The organism is Saccharopolyspora rhizosphaerae (assembly GCF_003931915.1).
Classification (GTDB): Bacteria; Actinomycetota; Actinomycetes; order Mycobacteriales; family Pseudonocardiaceae; genus Saccharopolyspora; species Saccharopolyspora rhizosphaerae.
In genome coordinates this window covers 241,583-257,683 of record NZ_RSAA01000020.1, presented here as the reverse complement: position 1 = coordinate 257,683, position 16,101 = coordinate 241,583, and the positions used below count along the sequence as shown (strand labels likewise).

Annotated in this window: 16 protein-coding genes; 5 read left to right on the top strand and 11 right to left on the bottom strand. The window is 70.7% G+C overall.

All coding sequences use genetic code 11. The features are described from left to right. Positions 1-135: 135 nt before the first annotated feature. Entirely contained in the window at positions 136-522 is a 387-nt protein-coding gene (locus EIL87_RS21265) for a VOC family protein (protein WP_125092330.1), read from the bottom strand. A gap of 82 nt (positions 523-604) precedes the next feature. On the opposite strand from EIL87_RS21265, the gene EIL87_RS21260 reads away from it, so the two are divergent. Together EIL87_RS21260 and EIL87_RS21250 are read left to right on the top strand one after the other, a co-directional pair. Continuing rightward, a complete protein-coding gene (locus EIL87_RS21260; RefSeq protein WP_125092329.1) occupies positions 605-1,492 on the top strand; it encodes a sigma-70 family RNA polymerase sigma factor in 888 nt (295 codons plus the stop codon). An 899-nt stretch (positions 1,493-2,391) separates the two neighbouring features. Then, the gene (locus EIL87_RS21250) at positions 2,392-2,889 is read left to right on the top strand and encodes a hypothetical protein (protein WP_125092328.1); all 498 of its coding nucleotides are present in this window, start codon (positions 2,392-2,394) and stop codon (positions 2,887-2,889) included. 458 nt (positions 2,890-3,347) lie between these two features. On the opposite strand, the gene EIL87_RS26900 is transcribed toward EIL87_RS21250, so the two are convergent. From EIL87_RS26900 to EIL87_RS21215, 8 genes are all read right to left on the bottom strand, one after another. Further along, on the bottom strand, positions 3,348-3,530 hold the full coding sequence (locus EIL87_RS26900) for a hypothetical protein (RefSeq protein ID WP_125092327.1): 183 nt from the start codon (positions 3,528-3,530) through the stop codon (positions 3,348-3,350). A gap of 56 nt (positions 3,531-3,586) precedes the next feature. Continuing rightward, positions 3,587-4,345 (bottom strand): SDR family NAD(P)-dependent oxidoreductase, encoded by a 759-nt coding sequence (locus EIL87_RS21240; RefSeq protein WP_125092326.1) that lies wholly within the window; start codon positions 4,343-4,345, stop codon positions 3,587-3,589. 17 nt (positions 4,346-4,362) lie between these two features. Beyond that, a complete protein-coding gene (locus EIL87_RS21235; RefSeq protein ID WP_125092325.1) occupies positions 4,363-5,355 on the bottom strand; it encodes a transketolase family protein in 993 nt (330 codons plus the stop codon). Further along, positions 5,352-6,179, bottom strand: coding sequence for a transketolase (locus tag EIL87_RS21230; protein ID WP_125092324.1), 828 nt, complete (start codon positions 6,177-6,179; stop codon positions 5,352-5,354). The genes EIL87_RS21235 and EIL87_RS21230 overlap by 4 nt, the downstream gene beginning before the upstream one ends. After that, positions 6,172-6,546, bottom strand: coding sequence for an MFS transporter (locus EIL87_RS27550; protein WP_233576447.1), 375 nt, complete (start codon positions 6,544-6,546; stop codon positions 6,172-6,174). Before EIL87_RS27550 ends, EIL87_RS21230 begins: the two co-directional genes overlap by 8 nt. Then, on the bottom strand, positions 6,492-7,511 hold the full coding sequence (locus tag EIL87_RS21225) for an MFS transporter (protein WP_233576446.1): 1,020 nt from the start codon (positions 7,509-7,511) through the stop codon (positions 6,492-6,494). Before EIL87_RS21225 ends, EIL87_RS27550 begins: the two co-directional genes overlap by 55 nt. Before the next feature lie 229 nt (positions 7,512-7,740). Continuing rightward, positions 7,741-8,364 (bottom strand): GntR family transcriptional regulator, encoded by a 624-nt coding sequence (locus EIL87_RS21220; protein WP_233576445.1) that lies wholly within the window; start codon positions 8,362-8,364, stop codon positions 7,741-7,743. Between the two features lie 61 nt (positions 8,365-8,425). Beyond that, entirely contained in the window at positions 8,426-9,400 is a 975-nt protein-coding gene (locus EIL87_RS21215; RefSeq protein WP_125092323.1) for an AraC family transcriptional regulator, read from the bottom strand. A 244-nt stretch (positions 9,401-9,644) separates the two neighbouring features. On the opposite strand from EIL87_RS21215, the gene EIL87_RS21210 reads away from it, so the two are divergent. Then, positions 9,645-10,865, top strand: a complete 1,221-nt coding sequence (locus EIL87_RS21210) for a cytochrome P450 (RefSeq protein ID WP_125092322.1) — start codon at positions 9,645-9,647, stop codon at positions 10,863-10,865. Beyond that, entirely contained in the window at positions 10,865-11,902 is a 1,038-nt protein-coding gene (locus tag EIL87_RS21205) for an NADH:ubiquinone reductase (Na(+)-transporting) subunit F (RefSeq protein WP_125092321.1), read from the top strand. The genes EIL87_RS21210 and EIL87_RS21205 overlap by 1 nt, the downstream gene beginning before the upstream one ends. Before the next feature lie 313 nt (positions 11,903-12,215). Here EIL87_RS21205 and EIL87_RS21200 read toward each other — a convergent pair whose 3' ends face one another. Continuing rightward, complete coding sequence (locus tag EIL87_RS21200) at positions 12,216-13,787, bottom strand: GMC oxidoreductase (protein ID WP_125092320.1); 1,572 nt, start codon at positions 13,785-13,787, stop codon at positions 12,216-12,218. Between the two features lie 133 nt (positions 13,788-13,920). Between EIL87_RS21200 and EIL87_RS21195 the strand changes: the two genes are divergently transcribed. After that, positions 13,921-14,460 (top strand): TetR/AcrR family transcriptional regulator, encoded by a 540-nt coding sequence (locus tag EIL87_RS21195; protein ID WP_233576443.1) that lies wholly within the window; start codon positions 13,921-13,923, stop codon positions 14,458-14,460. Here EIL87_RS21195 and EIL87_RS21190 read toward each other — a convergent pair whose 3' ends face one another. After that, positions 14,461-15,927 carry a helix-turn-helix domain-containing protein gene (locus tag EIL87_RS21190; protein ID WP_125092411.1) on the bottom strand — a complete coding sequence of 489 codons (1,467 nt, stop codon included), beginning with the start codon at positions 15,925-15,927 and terminating at the stop codon, positions 14,461-14,463. It abuts the gene before it with no gap. Positions 15,928-16,101: the final 174 nt, after the last annotated feature.

Here is a 16,101-nt window from a genome sequence, read left to right as displayed (position 1 = left end):
TGGACCGCGCCGCGAATCAGAGAGTTCTCGCAGGTCGCGGCTTCATGGACGGAGATTCTGCGGCATGCCCGAGGTCTTGCCGCAAGGCCCCGGGTGCGCTATACGTTGAACATGGCGGGAACACCGCCGGACACCTCAGCGGGCCTCGAACAGCTCCACGACGTTGCCCGAGGGATCGCGCACCAGCACCTGCCGGCCGCCCGGGCCGCTGACCACGTCGTTGCGGAACTCCACCCCCTCGGCGCGCAGCCGGTCCACTTCCGCGGCGAGATCGTCGACCACGAGGGTGATGCGGTTCCACCCACCGGGCCCGGGAATCGCGCCGTCCGGCATCGGTCGAGCCGCTGAACTGGTCGGGCCGCTCAGCAGCAGCCGGAGCCCGTCCCGGGTGACGTCGGCGAACGCCGGTGCGAAGTCGGTCCGGACGGTGAAGCCGAGGTGCTCGGTGTAGAACTCGATGGCCTTGTCGACGTCGTCGACCAGGTACCTGACGCTGATGAACTCACTGGCGTTGTCGGGCATGGCCGTTTCCTCCTCCGTTCGTCACGTCCTGCGCGTCCGCGGGTTCACAGTGATGAGCCCAGGCGGAGGGAGGGTGTGACAGGTGGCGGCAGACGACCTGCTCTCTCGGCGGTTCGAGCAGCAGCGACCGCAGTTGCGCGCCGTGGCCTACCGGATGCTCGGGTCGGTGGCCGACGCCGAGGACGCGGTGCAGAACGCCTGGGTGCGCTTGAGCCGCGTCGAGCCCGACGAGATCGCCAACCTCGGTGGCTGGCTGACCACGGTCGTCGCCCGCGAAGCGCTGCACCTGCTGCGCTCCCGCCGCCGTCGCCGCGAAGAGCTCGTCGACACCGCCACCTCGCTACCCGACCCCGTCGTCTCCACTGCCGAGGGCGATGATCCGGAGCAGCAGGCTTTGCTCGCCGACTCGGTCAGCCTCGCACTGCTGGTCGTTTTGGAGTCGCTGACCCCGGCCGAACGCGTGGCGTTCGTGCTGCACGACATGTTCGACCTGCCCTTCGACGAGGTGGCGCGGCTGGTCGACCGGACTCCGGCAGCGGCCCGGCAACTCGCCAGCCGCGCGCGGCGACGTGTTCGTGGCGCCGAGCCACCCACGCCCGACGAGAACGGCACCGCGCAGCGGGCGGTCGTCGACGCCTTCTACGCCGCCGCGAACGCCGGCAACTTCACCGCCCTGGTGCGGTTGCTCGACCCCGACGTCGTCTTCCGCGCCGACTACGGCCCCGAGCGGCCTCCCGCGGTGCACCGAGGAGCCGAGACGGTCGCCCGGCAAGCCCGGGCGAGCCGGGGGGCCGAGATCCACCCGGTGCTCGTCAACGGCCTTCCCGGCGTGGTCGCCGCGCGCTCCGGCCGGCCGGTGTCGCTCATGGCGTTCACCGTCGTGGCCGGCCGCATCGTGGAGATCGACGGCATCCGCGACACCGACCGCGTGCGGCGGCTGACCGCCGGAGTCGTCCCGTTCAGCGGATGACGCCTGGATCAACCTGCCCGGGAGGGAGTCCCGGAGTCGACGGCCTCCGACTGGAGGCGCGTGACGGTGTCCTCCAGCGTCGAGCTCTCGGTGATGCGGACTTCGGGGACCAGCATCGTCCGACGTCGTCGAACCGCTCTCGCACCACGTCGACCCCGAACTCCTCCGACTGCTGCGTGGCGTGCGGGCGCACGGTTTCCGGCCAGCTGACGTCGAGGTAGTAGATCGAGGTCCGCCCCCGCGTGGTCGCGGTCGTGGGCGGCGAGCACCCCCGTGGCGACGAGCGGACATGATGCCTTCGAGGATCACGTCGAAGCCCCCGTCCAAGGCGATACGCGTCGTCTCCGAGATCAGCTCGATGTTCGCCGCCCACGGCCGGTCGTGTTCCCGGAGCAGGACCGCCGGAGGTAGTCCTGCTCCGGGAACGCCACGCCACGCCGCGACCGAGGCGTCGGCGCAGTTCCTCGGCCACGGAGGACTTCCCGGCTCCTGAAGGGCAGCGCAGCACCACGAGCCGCGTGCTCTGGGTCCCCGTCATGCGCGTGGCCCGGCTGCGACGCAGAACTCGTCGCCTTCCGGGTCCGCCAGACGACGTGGTGCCCGTCGACCGTGTGGAGGCGGGTGACGCCCGCTTCCACGAGCCGGTGGGCTGGCCCGGGCCCGGATCGTCACCGCGCTCCGCCGACGCGCACCGGACGAAGTCGCGGCGGCCACCAAGGACGCCTACGACAGCGACCAGCTGGAACACCCGGCGAAACTGCTCGCCGACCAGTGAGACCGACACCAGCGAGGGCGGGGACACCACACGGTGTTCCCGCCTTCGCTCAGGCGTTTGCGACGTGGACACACCGTGTGACAGCACCGCGCCGCCAGTCGCAACTGCTGGCACGATCAGCGCCGTGAGTGCCTATCAGGCCGAGGCGTGGGCCGACTTCGGTGTTGCGGTGGCCGGTGCCAGTGGTGCGCTGGCCGGTCTGCTGTTCGTGGCGTTGTCGATCAACCTGGAGCGGATCCTGGCCGGGTACCGGCTGACGGCCCGAGCCGGGCACACCCTGATGCTGCTCGCCGCACCCCTCATCATCGCACTGCTGCTGTTGATCCCCGGCCAGAGCGAAAGCGTCCTGGGCGCGGAGCTAGTTGCGCTCGGCACGGTCACCGCTGCATGGCTGGCGGTGTTGAACCGGCCCTGGCTGCGCTCATCGGAACAGACACTCCTGTTGTGGATCATCAACAGCGCCATCCCCGCCGGGTTGCTGTCGGTAGCGACGATCGTCGGGGGACTGGGGACGATCACCGGGACGCTCGGCGGGCTGTACTGGCTTCCGGCCGGGGTGATCGTGGCCCTCATCGGCGCGTTGGTCAACGCATGGGTGCTGTTGGTGGAAATCCTCCGCTGAGGCGGTTGGTGGGCGACGGTGGCCGTCGCCGTCGGACCGGCGCCTGCGACCAACTGGAACACCTGGCGGAACTGCGCGCCGACCAGTGAGACCAGGGAGGGCGGGGACACCACACGGTGCCCGTCCTCAGCCATGCGCCAGACGTTCACGACGTCACCACCCCGACAGGTCTCAACTAGGCTGATGATCACAGCACCTTCGGCTGGCCACCACCCCGCACCACCTGAGCGCCCGGCATGAACAAGACCGAAGCCGAGGAAGCGCGGGCTTCACCCCACAGGGGGTGGGCGGAGATTTCGCGCGAGAGATGTCCGGTGGTCACTCGAAAGCGTGGCGAAAGCCGGGTCGGTCAGCGGACGCTGGTGGAGGTGATCGCCACCGCGTCGGGCAGCCAGGTCACCACGGGGTAGTAGGGCTCAGCAGCGTCCGTCCCAGCCGGAGTTCCCGCCTCGTGTCCGTCACGGTGCGGACTTCGACGAGGCGGAGGTCGTGGGACCGCTGGGCCCCGCGTGCTCGTAGGTGACACGGCGTCCTCGGAGATGGTGCAGCACCTCGGTCCGCACGGTGATCGAGGGGCCGACGAGGAGGATCGCGGAGAGCAGAACAGCGGCGCAGGCGAGGACCCAGGTCGTGGCGCGCACCCGCGGGTGTCTGCCGGCGGTGGGGCCCGCACCCGGTGCGGGCCCCACCGCGTCGGTCAGTGGATGTGCGAGCCGCCGTTGATGTCGTAGGTGACACCGGTGAGGTAGCTCGACTCCGGGCGGCACAGGAACGCGACGACGTCGGCGACGTCCTCGACCCTGCCCGCGCGGCGCGTCGGGATGTCGGCGACCATGGCCGCCTTGTGCTCCGGGTCGAGCTTGCCGGCGGTGATGTCGGTGTCGATGAGCCCCGGGGCCACGGAGTTCACCGTGACGCCCGCCGGTCCCAGTTCGCGGGCCAGCGCGCGGGAGAACCCGAGCAACCCGGCTTTGGCCGCCGAGTACGCAACCCCGCCGAACACGCCACCACCGCGCTCGGCCGACACCGACGAGAGGTTGACGATGCGGCCGAACCCGCGCGAGGCCATGCCGTCGACGACCCGCTTGGTCATCAGGTAGCTGCCCCGGACGTTGACCTCGAAGACCCGGTCCCACTCCGCGTCGGAGACCTCCGCGAACGGGACCGGTGAGGTGATGCCGGCGTTGTTGACCAAGGCACCGATCGCCGGCAACAACTCCTCTACTGTGGACACCGCTGCGTCCACGGCGGACTTGTCGGTGACGTCGCAGGCAGCGCTGACCGCAGCGACCCCGTGCGCTTCGGTGAGGGCGTTGGCGGTGTCCTTGGCGCTGGCCTCGTCGATGTCGAGCACGGCGACGTTCCAGCCCTGCGCGGCCAGCGCGTGGGCGATGCCCTGGCCGATGCCGCGGCGCGAACCGGCTCCGGTGACGATGGCTGTGCGGTTGTCGGTCATGCGATCTCCTAGGTGGGTCAGCCGAGTTCGGCGAGCACGCGCTTCTTGATCTGCGGCACGGAAAGCCCGTAGCGGTCGTGCAGCGTGGGCAGCGCTCCGGCGGCGAGGAACTCGTCGGGCAGGCCGATGGGCACGATCCGCTCGCTGACTCCGGCGAAGGCCAGGCACGACGCGACCGCCTCGGCCAGGCCGCCGACGACGGTGTGGTTCTCCAGCGTCACCACGAGCCTTCCCCGACCGGTGGCGGCCAGGACCGCTTCGTTGTCCAGCGGTTTGATGGTCGGCGTGTGCAGCACGGCGACGTCGACGTGGTCCTCGGCGAGCTCGGCGGCCGCCGACAGCGCGCGCATCGTCATCAGACCGCTGGAGATCAGCAGCACGTCCCGCCCGGTGCGCAGTTCAGCGGCTTTGCCGAGCTGGAAGCGGTAGTCGTGCTCGTCGAGCACGGTCGGCACGGCACCGCGCAGCAACCGCAGGTAGGTCGGCCCCGGGGCGTCGGCGAGCTGCGGCACCGCCTGCTCGATGTCCACCGAGTCGCACGGGTCCACGATGGTCAGTCCCGGCATGCCGCGCAGGATCGCGATGTCCTCGGTCGCTTGGTGGCTCGGCCCGTAACCGGTGGTCAGCCCAGGCAGGCCGCCGATGACGTTGACGTTGAGCCCCGGTTCGGCGATGTCCAGGCACAGGAAGTCGTAGGCACGGCGGGTCGCGAACACCGAGTAGGTCGAGGCGAAGGGCGTCAGGCCCACCTCGGCCATCCCGGCCGCGGCTGCCAGCAGTGCCTGCTCGGCCATGCCCATCTGGAAGAACCGGTCCGGGTGGGCGTCGCGGAAGACGTGCATGTCGGTGTACTTGGCCAGGTCAGCCGACAACCCGACCACGTCCTGGCGCTGCTCGGCGAGCTGCGCCAGGGCGTGTCCGAACGGGGCCTTGGTGGTCCTGTGGCCTTCGTCGGCGAACGAGGCGATCATCGCCGAGGTGGTGGCCTTCTTCGTGTTCGCGGTCGTCATGCGCGGACCTCCTGCAGGTGGTCGCGTGCCAGTTGCCACTCGTGCGGTTCGACCCGCATGAAGTGCGCCTTCTCCCGGCTCTCCAGGAACGGGACACCGCGGCCGACGCGGGTGTCGCAGATCAGCACCGACGGAGAGCCCCGGTGCTCGCGCAGCCCGTCGAGAGCGGTGACCAGCGCGTCGACGTCGTTGCCATCGACGCGGACCGCGTTCCAGCCGAACGATTCCCACTTGGCCTGGACCGGTTCGGTGCGCAGCACGTCGACGGTCGGACCGTCCGCCTGCAGCGCGTTGACGTCGACGAGGGCGATGAGGTTGTCCAAGCCGTGGTGCGAGGCTGCCAGGGCCGCCTCCCAGGTGGAGCCCTCGTCCAGCTCGCCATCGGAGAGCAGGTTGTAGACCCGCGACTGGTTTCCCCTGTGCCGCAACCCGATCGCCATGCCGACGGCGACGCCGAGGCCGTGCCCGAGCGATCCGCCGGAGATCTCCACACCGGGCGTGTAGCTGGCCATGGCCGACATCGGCAACCGCGAGTCGTCAGCGGCGTAGGTCTGCAGCTCGTCGGTGTCGAGCACACCGACCTCGGCGAGCGCGGCGTACAGCGCGATGGCGTAGTGGCCGATGGACAGCAGAAACCTGTCGCGGTCCTCCCACTCCGGGTCTTCGGGCCGGAGCCGCAGCTGGTCGGTGTACATCACGGCCAGCACGTCCGCGACACCGAGCGCTTGGGCGATGTAGCCCTGTCCTTGCAGCTCACCCATGTCCAAGGCGTTCGTGCGGATGCGGCGCGCGGATTCCGCGATCCGCCGCGTGCGATCAGACAACTGCTTCCTCCTTGCCGGTGGTGGCGCGTTCGAGGGCCGCGACCTGCTCCTTCTGCTGCGGGCCCCAGGTCTCGCGGGTGAGCAGCGCGGCGACCAGGCCCAGCACGCCGTAGCCGCTGAACAGCAACGCCGGACCGGTCCAGCCGAACTGCCCGTAGAGGGCGGTGGCGATCATCGGTGTGAAACCGGAGACGACGGCGGAGATCTGGTAGGCCAGCGATGCCCCGGCCGTGCGGGTCTTGGTCGCGAACAGCTCCGAGAACCAGGCGCCCTGCACGCCTGCCAGCGAGTTCTGGCAGATCGCGTAGCTGATCACGAAGGCGACCACGACCAGCACCTCGGAGCCGGTGCCGGCCAGCAGGAACATCGGAACGCCCCAGGCCACCGCGATCGCGCAACCCAGCAGGTAGACCGGCGCCGGCCGAAGACGTCCGAGCCGTGGCCCCACAACGTCGTGGCCGCGATGCCGAGGCCCGCGGCGGTGGTCAGCGCCAGCAGGCTCGTCGAGTCCGAGGTGGGCGAGCCGTCGAGCTGCAGGTAGGTGAGCATGAAGGTCACCGACACGGCGTAGCCCGCGGTCTCGACCACGCGCAGGCAGAACGTGCGCAGCACGGTGCGCCAGTCCTCCCGCAGCACGTCGAGGAGCGGGTTGCGCGCGACCGCACCGGATTCCTTGAGGTCCTCGAACTCGGGCGACTCGTCGATCTTGAGGCGGATCAGGATGCCCACCACGATCAGCACTGCCGAGAGCAGGAACGGGATGCGCCACGCCAGCGTGCCGCCCATGCCCGCGCTGAGCAGGAACGCCAGGTTCGCCAGCAGCAGGCCCACGGGGAACCCGGCCTGCGTGATGCCGGTGTAGAGACCGCGCCTGCGCCAGGGAGCGTGTTCGAAGGTCATCAGGATGGCGCCGCCCCACTCCGCGCCGAAGGCGATGCCCTGCACGATGCGGATGGCGACCAGCAGCACCGGTGCCCAGACCCCGACCTGCTGGTAGGTGGGCAGGCAGCCGATGAGCACGGTGGCGATGCCCATCAGCAGGAGCGAGGAGACCAGCACCGGCTTGCGGCCGATGCGGTCGCCCAGGTGACCTGCGATGAGGCCGCCGAGCGGGCGTGCTGCGAAGCCGACGCCGAGGGTCGCGAAGGACAGCAGCGAGGCGGACAGCGGGTCGGAGTCCGGGAAGAACGCATCGCCGAAGTAGAGGGCGGCCGCGGTGCCGAACCCGATGAAGTCGTAGGTCTCGATCGTCGCGCCGACTCCGCAGCCGACGGCGACTCTGAACTTGTCCGGACTGCCGTGGACCGACGCCCGTGATGAGGAGCTTGCCATCGCGATCCTCCTTGATCGGGTGGCTTGATGTTGAGTGTCAACAGTCAATGTTGACAGTCATCATAGGGGCGACCGGGTGGGTGTCAAGAACACAGCTCCAGGCCTGAGGGGCGTGCCGAGCCCAGGAGGACCGCGGCGGCCTTGGACGTACCGGGACAGGCGGGAAGTCAGGTGCACGTGCCGACCTGGCGAAGGATCGGCGAGCCCCGCAGCGTTCGAGGCGCGGAGGTCAGGCCTGTGCGGTGAGCAGCGTGACCGCGGCCTGCATGTGCTCGCGGAGGACGCGCACGGCGGTGTCGGCGTCGCCGCGCGCGATGGCCTCGACGATCGGCCGGTGGTGGCCCGCGGACATCGGGAAACGCCGGTTCTCGCTGGACGCGCTCATCACGACGACCCGGATCGGGCCCTCGAGGTGCCGCCAGGTGTCGAGCAGGATCGAGTTGCCCGACAGCTCGCACAGCTGCGCGTGGAAGGCGAGGTCGGCTTCCAGCTGCTCGTTGAGGTCACCCGTGGCGGCTTCGAGCTTGTCCAGCGCCGCGTTCAGCTCGGCGACCAGGTGGGGGAGCTGATCGGACTCGACGATCTCGGCGACGGCTTGGCCCTCCAGCGCGCAGCGGACCCGGAACAGCTCGTCGACCTCCTCGTCGGTCAGGCTGCGCACCCGCAACATGCCGCGCACGCCCGGAGTGACGAGCCCTTCCTGCTGGAGGTGCCGCAACGCTTCGCGCACCGTGCCGCGGCTGATCGACAGCTGCGAGGCGATCTCGACCTCGCCGAGGTGATCACCCGGACCGTACCGGCCCGTCAGGATCGCTTCGCGGAGCGCCACCAGGGCGCGTTCCCGCAGGGTCATGCGATCCAGACTGCGCAAAGCTTCTTCCGCCACGGACGCGATGATAACCAGGTGTCGACAGTCAACGAGCGCGGGAGGGCTGCTGCTGGAGCGCTTCGGACGGGGAGCAGCCGTACTTGGCGCGGTAGGCCGCGGCGAAGCGGCCGGTGTTGCTGAAGCTCCAGCGCGCGGCGACCTCGGCGACCGTGGCCGCGCGGGCGGCGACGAGGTCGTCGTGGGCACGGGTGAGCCGGATGTCGCGCAGGCACGCCGAGGGTGTCGCGCCGACGTACTGCTGGAAGCCCTCCTGCAGGCGGCGGACGCTGACACCGGCGATCTCGGCCATCTCGGTGGCGGTCCAGGCGTGCGCGGGGTCCTCGCGAAGCCGGTCCAGGACCCGGTTGACGATGCGGGGCCGGGCGGGCGCTGCGCTGTGCCGGTCGGGGTGCGTGGCCAGGAGGAACCCAGTCATGATCGTGCTGGCCAACTGCTGCTTGAGGCCGTCGTCGGCCAGCATCGCGTGGGTCTCGCCCAGGTCGGCGGTGAGGGTGCGGACGAAGTGCAGCCAGCCGCGGGTGGCCGCGCTGCGCCGGTCGATCTGCGCGGGCAGCTCGAGTCGACCGGGCAGGGGAGCGGCCAGCACGCGGTCCGCCTCGCGCTCCAGGCACGCGCGGTCGAACTTGACGCCCACGACGGTGCACTCCGACGACCAGCGGGTGATGGGGGTGGTCCGGTTCGGCGGGAAGATGGTGCCGGTGCCTTCGCCGGAGACCACCTGGTCGCGGCCGTGCCGGGATTCCAGGCAGCCGCTCAGCGGCATGTTGACCTCGTAGGCGTCGGGGTAGGCGCAGTCGATGGCCACGTCCACGCCCCAGCCGATCCGGCCCACGGTCACCGGGCCCAAGTCGACGGTGTGCATCGCCAGGTCGAGCCGGTCCGCGGGTGACAGCGGGTGTAGCTCGTGCGGGAAGTAGGCGCCGGTGACGGCCCGGATCGCCTCGCTCCAATCGCGCGTCGCCGCCCGGCGGACTGCGCCTTCCGTCGTTGCGGTCGCCATCTCGCCTCCTCGTCGTTGAGCCGGCTCGCCGTATTGAATCCGGTGGCAGCGCCTGGTTGAAGCGGTGACGGGCCCGAATCCCGATTTCGTCGCGCAATCCGTCCCGGCACCGCGCGCAGCGGCTCGACCGCACCGGTCGCGGCGTGGTGTTTTCCCTGGTGACACCGCCGGCCGGCGATCCCGGACCCGCTGCGGACCCACCCGAGGTGCGAAATGCGCCGGAAGAGCGACGGAGGTACTGGCGATGACGATGACGACCCCGAGCTGGATCGCGGACGTGACGGTGGAGGAGCTGGAGCGCGATCCGTACCCGTTCTACGAGCGGCTGCGTGCCGAGGCCCCGCTTGCCTACGTCCCCGCGCTGGGCTGCTGGGTGGCCTCCACCAAGGAGATGTGCCAGCGGATCGCAGGCTCCGACGACAGCGACTTCGAGGGCGTCATCGCCCCGGCTGGTCGCCGCACCTTCGGCGATCCGGCGGTGCTGGACGCCAACGGTGCCGAGCACGACGACCTGCGCGCGATGGTCGACCCGGGTCTGCAGCCCAGCGAGGTGGACCGCTACGTCGACGGGCTGGCGCGGCCGATCGCCCGCCGCTACCTGGAGGCCTTCGAGGACGACGGCAAGGCGGACCTGGTGGCGCAGTACTGCGAGCCGGTCAGCGTGCGCAGCCTCGGGGACCTGATGGGCCTGCAGTCGGTGAGCTCGGACAAGCTGCGCGAGTGGTTCCGCAAGCTCAGCGTCTCGTTCACCAACGCCGGCGTCGACGAGAACGGCGACTGGGCCCACCCGGACGGTTTCCGGCCCGGCGACGAGGCCAAGGCCGAGATCCGCGCGGTGGTGGACCCGCTGCTGGACAAGTGGACCGTCGAACCCGACGACAGCGCGCTGTCGCACTGGCTGCACGACGGCATGCCGCCCGGGCAGGTCCGCGACCGGGACGTCATCTACCCCAACATCTTCGTCTTCCTGCTGGGTGCGATGCAGGAGCCGGGGCACGCGATGGCCACCACGATCGCCGGCCTGTTCACCCGGCCCGACCAGCTGGAACGGGTCATCGACGACCCGTCGCTGGTGCGCAGGGCGATCACCGAGGGAGTGCGGTGGGCGTCGCCGATCTGGTCGGCGGTGGCGCGGCGCAACCACCGGGACATGGTCATCGACGGCATCGAGCTGCCCGCCGGTTCGGTGGTGATGATGTCCTACGGCTCGGCCAACCACGACGAGGCGGACTACAGCTCGCCGGCGGCGTTCGACCTGGACCGCACTCCGGTGCCGAACCTGGCCTTCGGCGCGGGCAAGCACGCCTGCGCGGGAACCTACTTCGCCACCGAGGTCGTGCGCATCGCCCTGGAGGAGCTGTTCGAAGCCATCCCGAACCTGCAGCCGGCCGCCGGCCACGAGGTGGGCTTCTGGGGCTGGGGCTTCCGCGGCCCGGTCGAGCTGCACGCCGAGTGGGAGGTGTGATGTCGGCACCCGAAGTGGCCCACGACGTGCGCATCGACCCGCTGGACCGGTCGACGACGTGCGCTGCGGGCCAGTCAATCCTGGAGTCCTGCCTGCGGAACGACATCTGGCTGCCGCACTCCTGCACGCAGGGCACCTGCGGCAGCTGCAAGGTGAAGGTCCTCTCCGGCGAGGTCGACCACCGCGGTTCCTCCGAGTACACGCTCACTCCCGAGGAGCGCTCGGCCGGGATCGCGCTGGGCTGCCAGGCCACGCCGAGGTCCGGGCTGGTGCTGGAACCGGTCGAGAAGGTCGACCCGGACGACGGGGTTCCGCGGCACCCGCTGCGCGACCACACCGGCACCGTGGTGGTGCTCGACGACATCGCCCGCGACGTCCGCCGGCTCGTCGTGGAGCTCGACGAGCCGATGGCCTTCAACCCGGGGCAGTACGCCGAGATCACGGTTCCCGGGACCGGAGTCGCGCGGCAGTACTCGATGGCCAACCCGCCGTCGGAGACCTCGCGGCTGGAGTTCCACGTGCGCCGCACCCCGGGAGGGATCGCGACCGACGGGTGGATGTTCGCGGGCTTGTCGGTGGGTGAGCGCGTGGAGCTCGCGGGACCCCTCGGCGACTTCGGCATGCCCCTGGCGCAGGCGGAACCGGCGATCCTCATCGCCGGGGGCACGGGGCTGGCGCCGCTGAAGTCGATCGCGCGGCACGCGCTGGCCCACGACCTCGTTCCGGAACTGCACCTCTACCACGGTGGACGCAGCCGGCAAGACCTCTACGACGTCGAGCTCTTCGAGGACCTGGTGCGTGCGCACCCGAACTTCCGGTACCGGCCGTGCCTGTGCGAAGAGGACTGGGACGGATCCACCGGGTTGGTGACCGACGTGGTGCTCGCGGACTTCCAGTCCTGCCGCGGTCTCAGCGCCTACCTGTGCGGCCCACCCGGGATGGTCGAAGCCGGCGTCAAAGCCCTCAAACGACGCCGGATGGCCCCCCGCAAGATCCACCGGGAAGAGTTCCTGGACGCCTCCCACACCCAGCGGTGAGATCTCGTGCCCCTGCGCCACCTCGGGTGGCGCAGGGGCACGAGCGTCGTGAAAGCGGCGGAGCCCCCGTTCCCGCTGCGGGACTCGACCAGCACCGCGCAGGACCCAGGCGGCTCGCGGCGGCAGCCGTGTCTGGCAGCTGGCACCGCCGCGGGTTCTGAGCGGTTCGTGGCGAGTACGACGCGACGCCGCGTACCGGACATGCATCGAGAGTGGCGCACGGAGCCACGGAGCCACGGAGCCACGGAGCCACAGAGCCACAGAGCCGCTCTGGTTCTGCACCGGCACCGCCCAGCAACGCAACACGAGGACCCTAGAAAACCACGCCGGCGTCGTGGGTGAGGAGCTCGTCCGTGGCCCGCTCGGCCACTGCGGCGATGGTCATCGAGGGGTTGCACGCGGCGGTGTTGCCCGGCATGAGCGCACCGTCGAGCACGTAGAGTCCGCGCTGACCCCGCACGCGGCCGGCGAGGTCGCAGACCACGTTCATCGACGCGCCGCCCAGGGGGTGCCAGGTGTTGGGCACCAGGGAGGTGGTGTCGAGGCGGACCGAGCCGTCGCCGGCGACCGCGGCGACGCGTTCGTCGACGCGGTCGGCCAGCACCGAGTCCGCCTGCGCGGGCCAGTCCAGCACGGCGTCGTCCTTGTCCGGGTCGTAGACGAACCGGCCGCGTCCAGAGCTGACGCCGTAGCCGACCAGCATCGTCGTGCGCAGGTTCGGCAACGGCGGCAGGGACGCTTGGATGACGGTGTTGGCCAGCGTCGGGTCGTCCCACTCCTTGCTGCCGTAGACCACCGGACCGCCTTGCGGCGAGCCGAAGTCGTCGGCCACGTCGGTCCAGGTGTAGATGCGGTCGCCGTTGGAGCCCCAGTTGGAGCCGAGACCGTCCGGCATGTCCGGGACCTGGTCCTTGGCGGCGGCGCGCATCAGCAGCCGGGTGGTGCCCGCCGTGCCCGCGGCCATCACCAGCGCGCCGGTGGTGATGATCTTCTGCTCCAGGACGGTGCCGTCGGTGGCGATGCGGTCGACGTGGACCTCCCACCGGCCGTCCCGGGTCCTGGCCACCTCGGTGACGTTGTGCTGGGCGGCGACGGTCACCTTGCCGGTCGCCTCGGCCTGGGCGAGGTAGGTGACGTCCACGGAGTGCTTGCCGCCGTTGTTCACCCCGAACGCGCAATCCCCGTTGGTGTAGGACGGTTTCATCTCGCCGCGGAGCTCGCGCAGCGCGAAGTCCCAGTCGATCGGCATCGGGATCTTCTCCACCGAGAAGCCGGCGCGCTGAGCGTTGCGGGCGAAGATGCGCGAGGCCTTGTAGGTCTCGCTCTGGATGAGCTCGTCGGGTGCGGTGGCGATCTTGAGCATCTCGGCCACGCGCGGGTAGTAGACGCGGTCCATCCGGGCGTAGTCGAGCCGCTCGGGCATGTTGGCGTTGAAGACGTCCTCGGTCGGTTGCAACGTCATGCCCTGGTAGAGCAGGGAACCGCCACCGACCCCGGCCGCGCACATGATGTCCATGCCGTTGCCGGTCACGCGCTCCAGCAGGCCGGTGTAGCGCTCGAACGGTGGCGGGGCGATCCCGAACAGCGACGGGCCCGACCCGAGCCAGAAGAACCGCTTGTCCGGGGAGGCCAAGGTGGGGAAGGTGTCGGCGTCAGGGCCGGTCGGCCAGCGCTTGCCGCGTTCCAGGACCAGCACCGGGATCCCGGCCTGGGCGAACCGCAGTGCCGTCACACCGCCGCCGAACCCGGAACCGATGACCACCACCCGGTGTTCTTCGCGGGTCAGCCGCACGCGGCGGGACGCGTGGGCGGACGGTCCCAGCAGGGTGAGACCGGTGGCTGCGGCGGTTCCGGCGAGCAGGGTCCGGCGGCTCAGTTCGGGCATCGGCGACCTCCACGGCAGGGATGTGATCAACTGCGCCGGAAGCCTAGGCAGCCGAAACGAGACATTGAACTGGTCGACGATCTCACTACTGGCTAGTAGGTTGGGTCCTCGTGCGGTCTTGTGGTGGTGCGCGGTGCTGAACTCCCGCCGTACCGATGCGCGCCGCAACCGCGAGGTCATCCTGCGTGCGGCCGACGAGGCCTTCACCGAGGACGTCGACCTGGTACCGCTGACGGAGATCGCCCGCCGGTCCGGGCTGGGCCGGGCGACGGTCTACCGGCACTTCTCGGACCGCTACGCCCTCGGGCTCGCGGTGGCCGAGAGCAAGCTGCACTTGCTGCGCGAGCTCGTCGCCGAAACCGCGGGCGCCGACTTCCTCGAGGTGCTGGCGGAGCTGTTCGAGGAGCAGATCTCGCGGCGGCCGCTGGTGCGGCTGTTCCGCGAGCTCCCACCCGCCGACCAGCGCCGGTACGCCAACCAGCTGGTGGCGGTGCTCGCCCCCGGGTTGCGCCGGGCGCAGGAGGCGGGCGTGGTCCGGGCCGACGTCACCCCGGCCGACCTCGCCCTGATCTGCGAGATGGTCGAGGGGGTGTTGTCCTCGCACCTGCCGACCGGCGGTGTCGACTCGGTCGAGCGCGTCGTGGAGGTCCTGCTCGCCGGGCTGCGCGCCTGATCAGGCCTCGCCGGCCAGCACCTGCTGCATCCGCGCCGTCACCAGCGGCCGGCGCGAGTCGTGCCGCGGGAGCCGGTGCGCGAGCTGGCCCAGGACTTCCAGGTCGTCGGTCGGGTGGTCGCGGAACAGCGCCCACAGCGCGGCGACGTCGCCGCGGTCGAGGACGGCGTTGCGCAGCGAGGCGAACAGCTCCTCGCGCTCGTCGCGGATCGCGGGCGCCTCGCTGTCCTCCAGCAGCGGTCCCCGGTAGGTCTCCGACGCGGTGCGCAGGTCGCCGTCGCGCAGCGCCCGGCGCACGGTGAGGAAGTCGGCGTCGACCTCCGCCTGCAACCGGTAGGGCTTGGTGGCGATCACGTGCTCGCCCAGGTGCGCTCGCAACCGGTGGATCTCCGCCCGCGCGGTGACCGGGTTGCCGCGTTCGCCGTAGAGCTGGAACGCCAGCCGGTCGGCGGTCAGGCCCGCCGGCCGCATCGCCAGCAGCGTCAGGATCTCCGCGTGCCGCAAGGTGAGCGGGACCTCGCGCCCGTCGAGCACCGCGCGCGGACCGGAGCAGTCCAAGAAGGACAGTGACAGCACAGGCCGGGGGCGGGACCGCGCCGTGGGAGAACCCGGCAACCGCAGCAGGTAGCCCTCGACCAGCCGTTCCAGCACCGCCTCGCGGCCGTCGGCGAGGGTGACCCGGCCGCCGGTGACGTCGACCCGCTCGGGCAGCACCGCCGCACCCGGTTCCACCGCCAGCACCCGCCCGGTGCGGGTGAGCAGTGCGCCGGCCTCGCCACGCAGGGCTCGCAGGTGCGGCATGTTGCGGGCCCGCAGCTGCTCGTCGCGCGCGGCCATCCGCGCGCGCAGGTGGCTTTCGGCGAGCTGCGCTGCGGCGCTGACCAGCGACACCATCGCCGGGTGCACCGTGCGCAGCGGACCGCTGATGTCCACCGACCCCAGCACGTCACCGGTGTCCGGGTCGTGGATGGGGCTCGCCGCGCAGGTCCAGTCGTGGTAGGTCCGCACCAGGTGCTCGGCGGAGTAGATCTGCACCGGTGTGCCGACCGCGAGAGTGGTTCCCATCGCGTTGGTGCCGATGGACTCCTCCGCCCAGCGGGTGCCCTCGCTCAGCCGCACCCGGTCGGCGCGGCGTTGCACCTCGGCGTTGCCCTCGCGCCACAGGATCAGACCGTCCCGGTCGGTCACGATCATCACGTGCTCGGCCTCGTCGGCGACGTCGAGGACGGTCTGGCGCAGCACCGGGATCGCGGCCCTGAGCGGGTGTTCGTCGCGCATGTCGCGCACCTCGTCGCGTTCGCAGACCACCGGTGCCTCGCAGGAATCGGGGTCGACGTCGGCGGCCAGCGAACGCTGCCAGGACTCCGACACCAACGCCCGGGGCGAACGGGGCGCGCGGTCCCCGCGCAGCACCGCATCCCACACCCGACCGAGCAGCGACGCGTACTCCAGCGGATCGGCGAGCATCGTCGCGGTCGGGGTCTCCTCCTCTGACTGCACCGTGCCTCCACTCCGACGTCCTCGTCGACGCGCGAGGTCATGATGACCACCGGTGCCCCGGAGGACAAGGGTGTGAGCCGCCGTCAGGCGCAACACCGTCCGTTCGGTCAGTCAGCCGATCGGCCCAACGCCCGTGCAACC

Bases quoted from the DNA above. Each gene is read 5' to 3' on its own strand.
- EIL87_RS21265 (WP_125092330.1), bottom strand. From the start codon at position 522: ATGCCCGACAACGCCAGTGAGTTCATCAGCGTCAGGTACCTGGTCGAC.
- EIL87_RS21240 (WP_125092326.1), bottom strand. From the start codon at position 4,345: ATGACCGACAACCGCACAGCCATCGTCACCGGAGCCGGTTCGCGCCGC.
- EIL87_RS21235 (WP_125092325.1), bottom strand. From the start codon at position 5,355: ATGACGACCGCGAACACGAAGAAGGCCACCACCTCGGCGATGATCGCC.
- EIL87_RS27550 (WP_233576447.1), bottom strand. From the start codon at position 6,546: ATGTTCCTGCTGGCCGGCACCGGCTCCGAGGTGCTGGTCGTGGTCGCC.
- EIL87_RS21225 (WP_233576446.1), bottom strand. From the start codon at position 7,511: ATGGCAAGCTCCTCATCACGGGCGTCGGTCCACGGCAGTCCGGACAAG.
- EIL87_RS21220 (WP_233576445.1), bottom strand. From the start codon at position 8,364: ATGACCCTGCGGGAACGCGCCCTGGTGGCGCTCCGCGAAGCGATCCTG.
- EIL87_RS21215 (WP_125092323.1), bottom strand. From the start codon at position 9,400: ATGGCGACCGCAACGACGGAAGGCGCAGTCCGCCGGGCGGCGACGCGC.
- EIL87_RS21210 (WP_125092322.1), top strand. From the start codon at position 9,645: ATGACGATGACGACCCCGAGCTGGATCGCGGACGTGACGGTGGAGGAG.
- EIL87_RS21205 (WP_125092321.1), top strand. From the start codon at position 10,865: ATGTCGGCACCCGAAGTGGCCCACGACGTGCGCATCGACCCGCTGGAC.
- EIL87_RS21200 (WP_125092320.1), bottom strand. From the start codon at position 13,787: ATGCCCGAACTGAGCCGCCGGACCCTGCTCGCCGGAACCGCCGCAGCC.
- EIL87_RS21190 (WP_125092411.1), bottom strand. From the start codon at position 15,927: ATGCTCGCCGATCCGCTGGAGTACGCGTCGCTGCTCGGTCGGGTGTGG.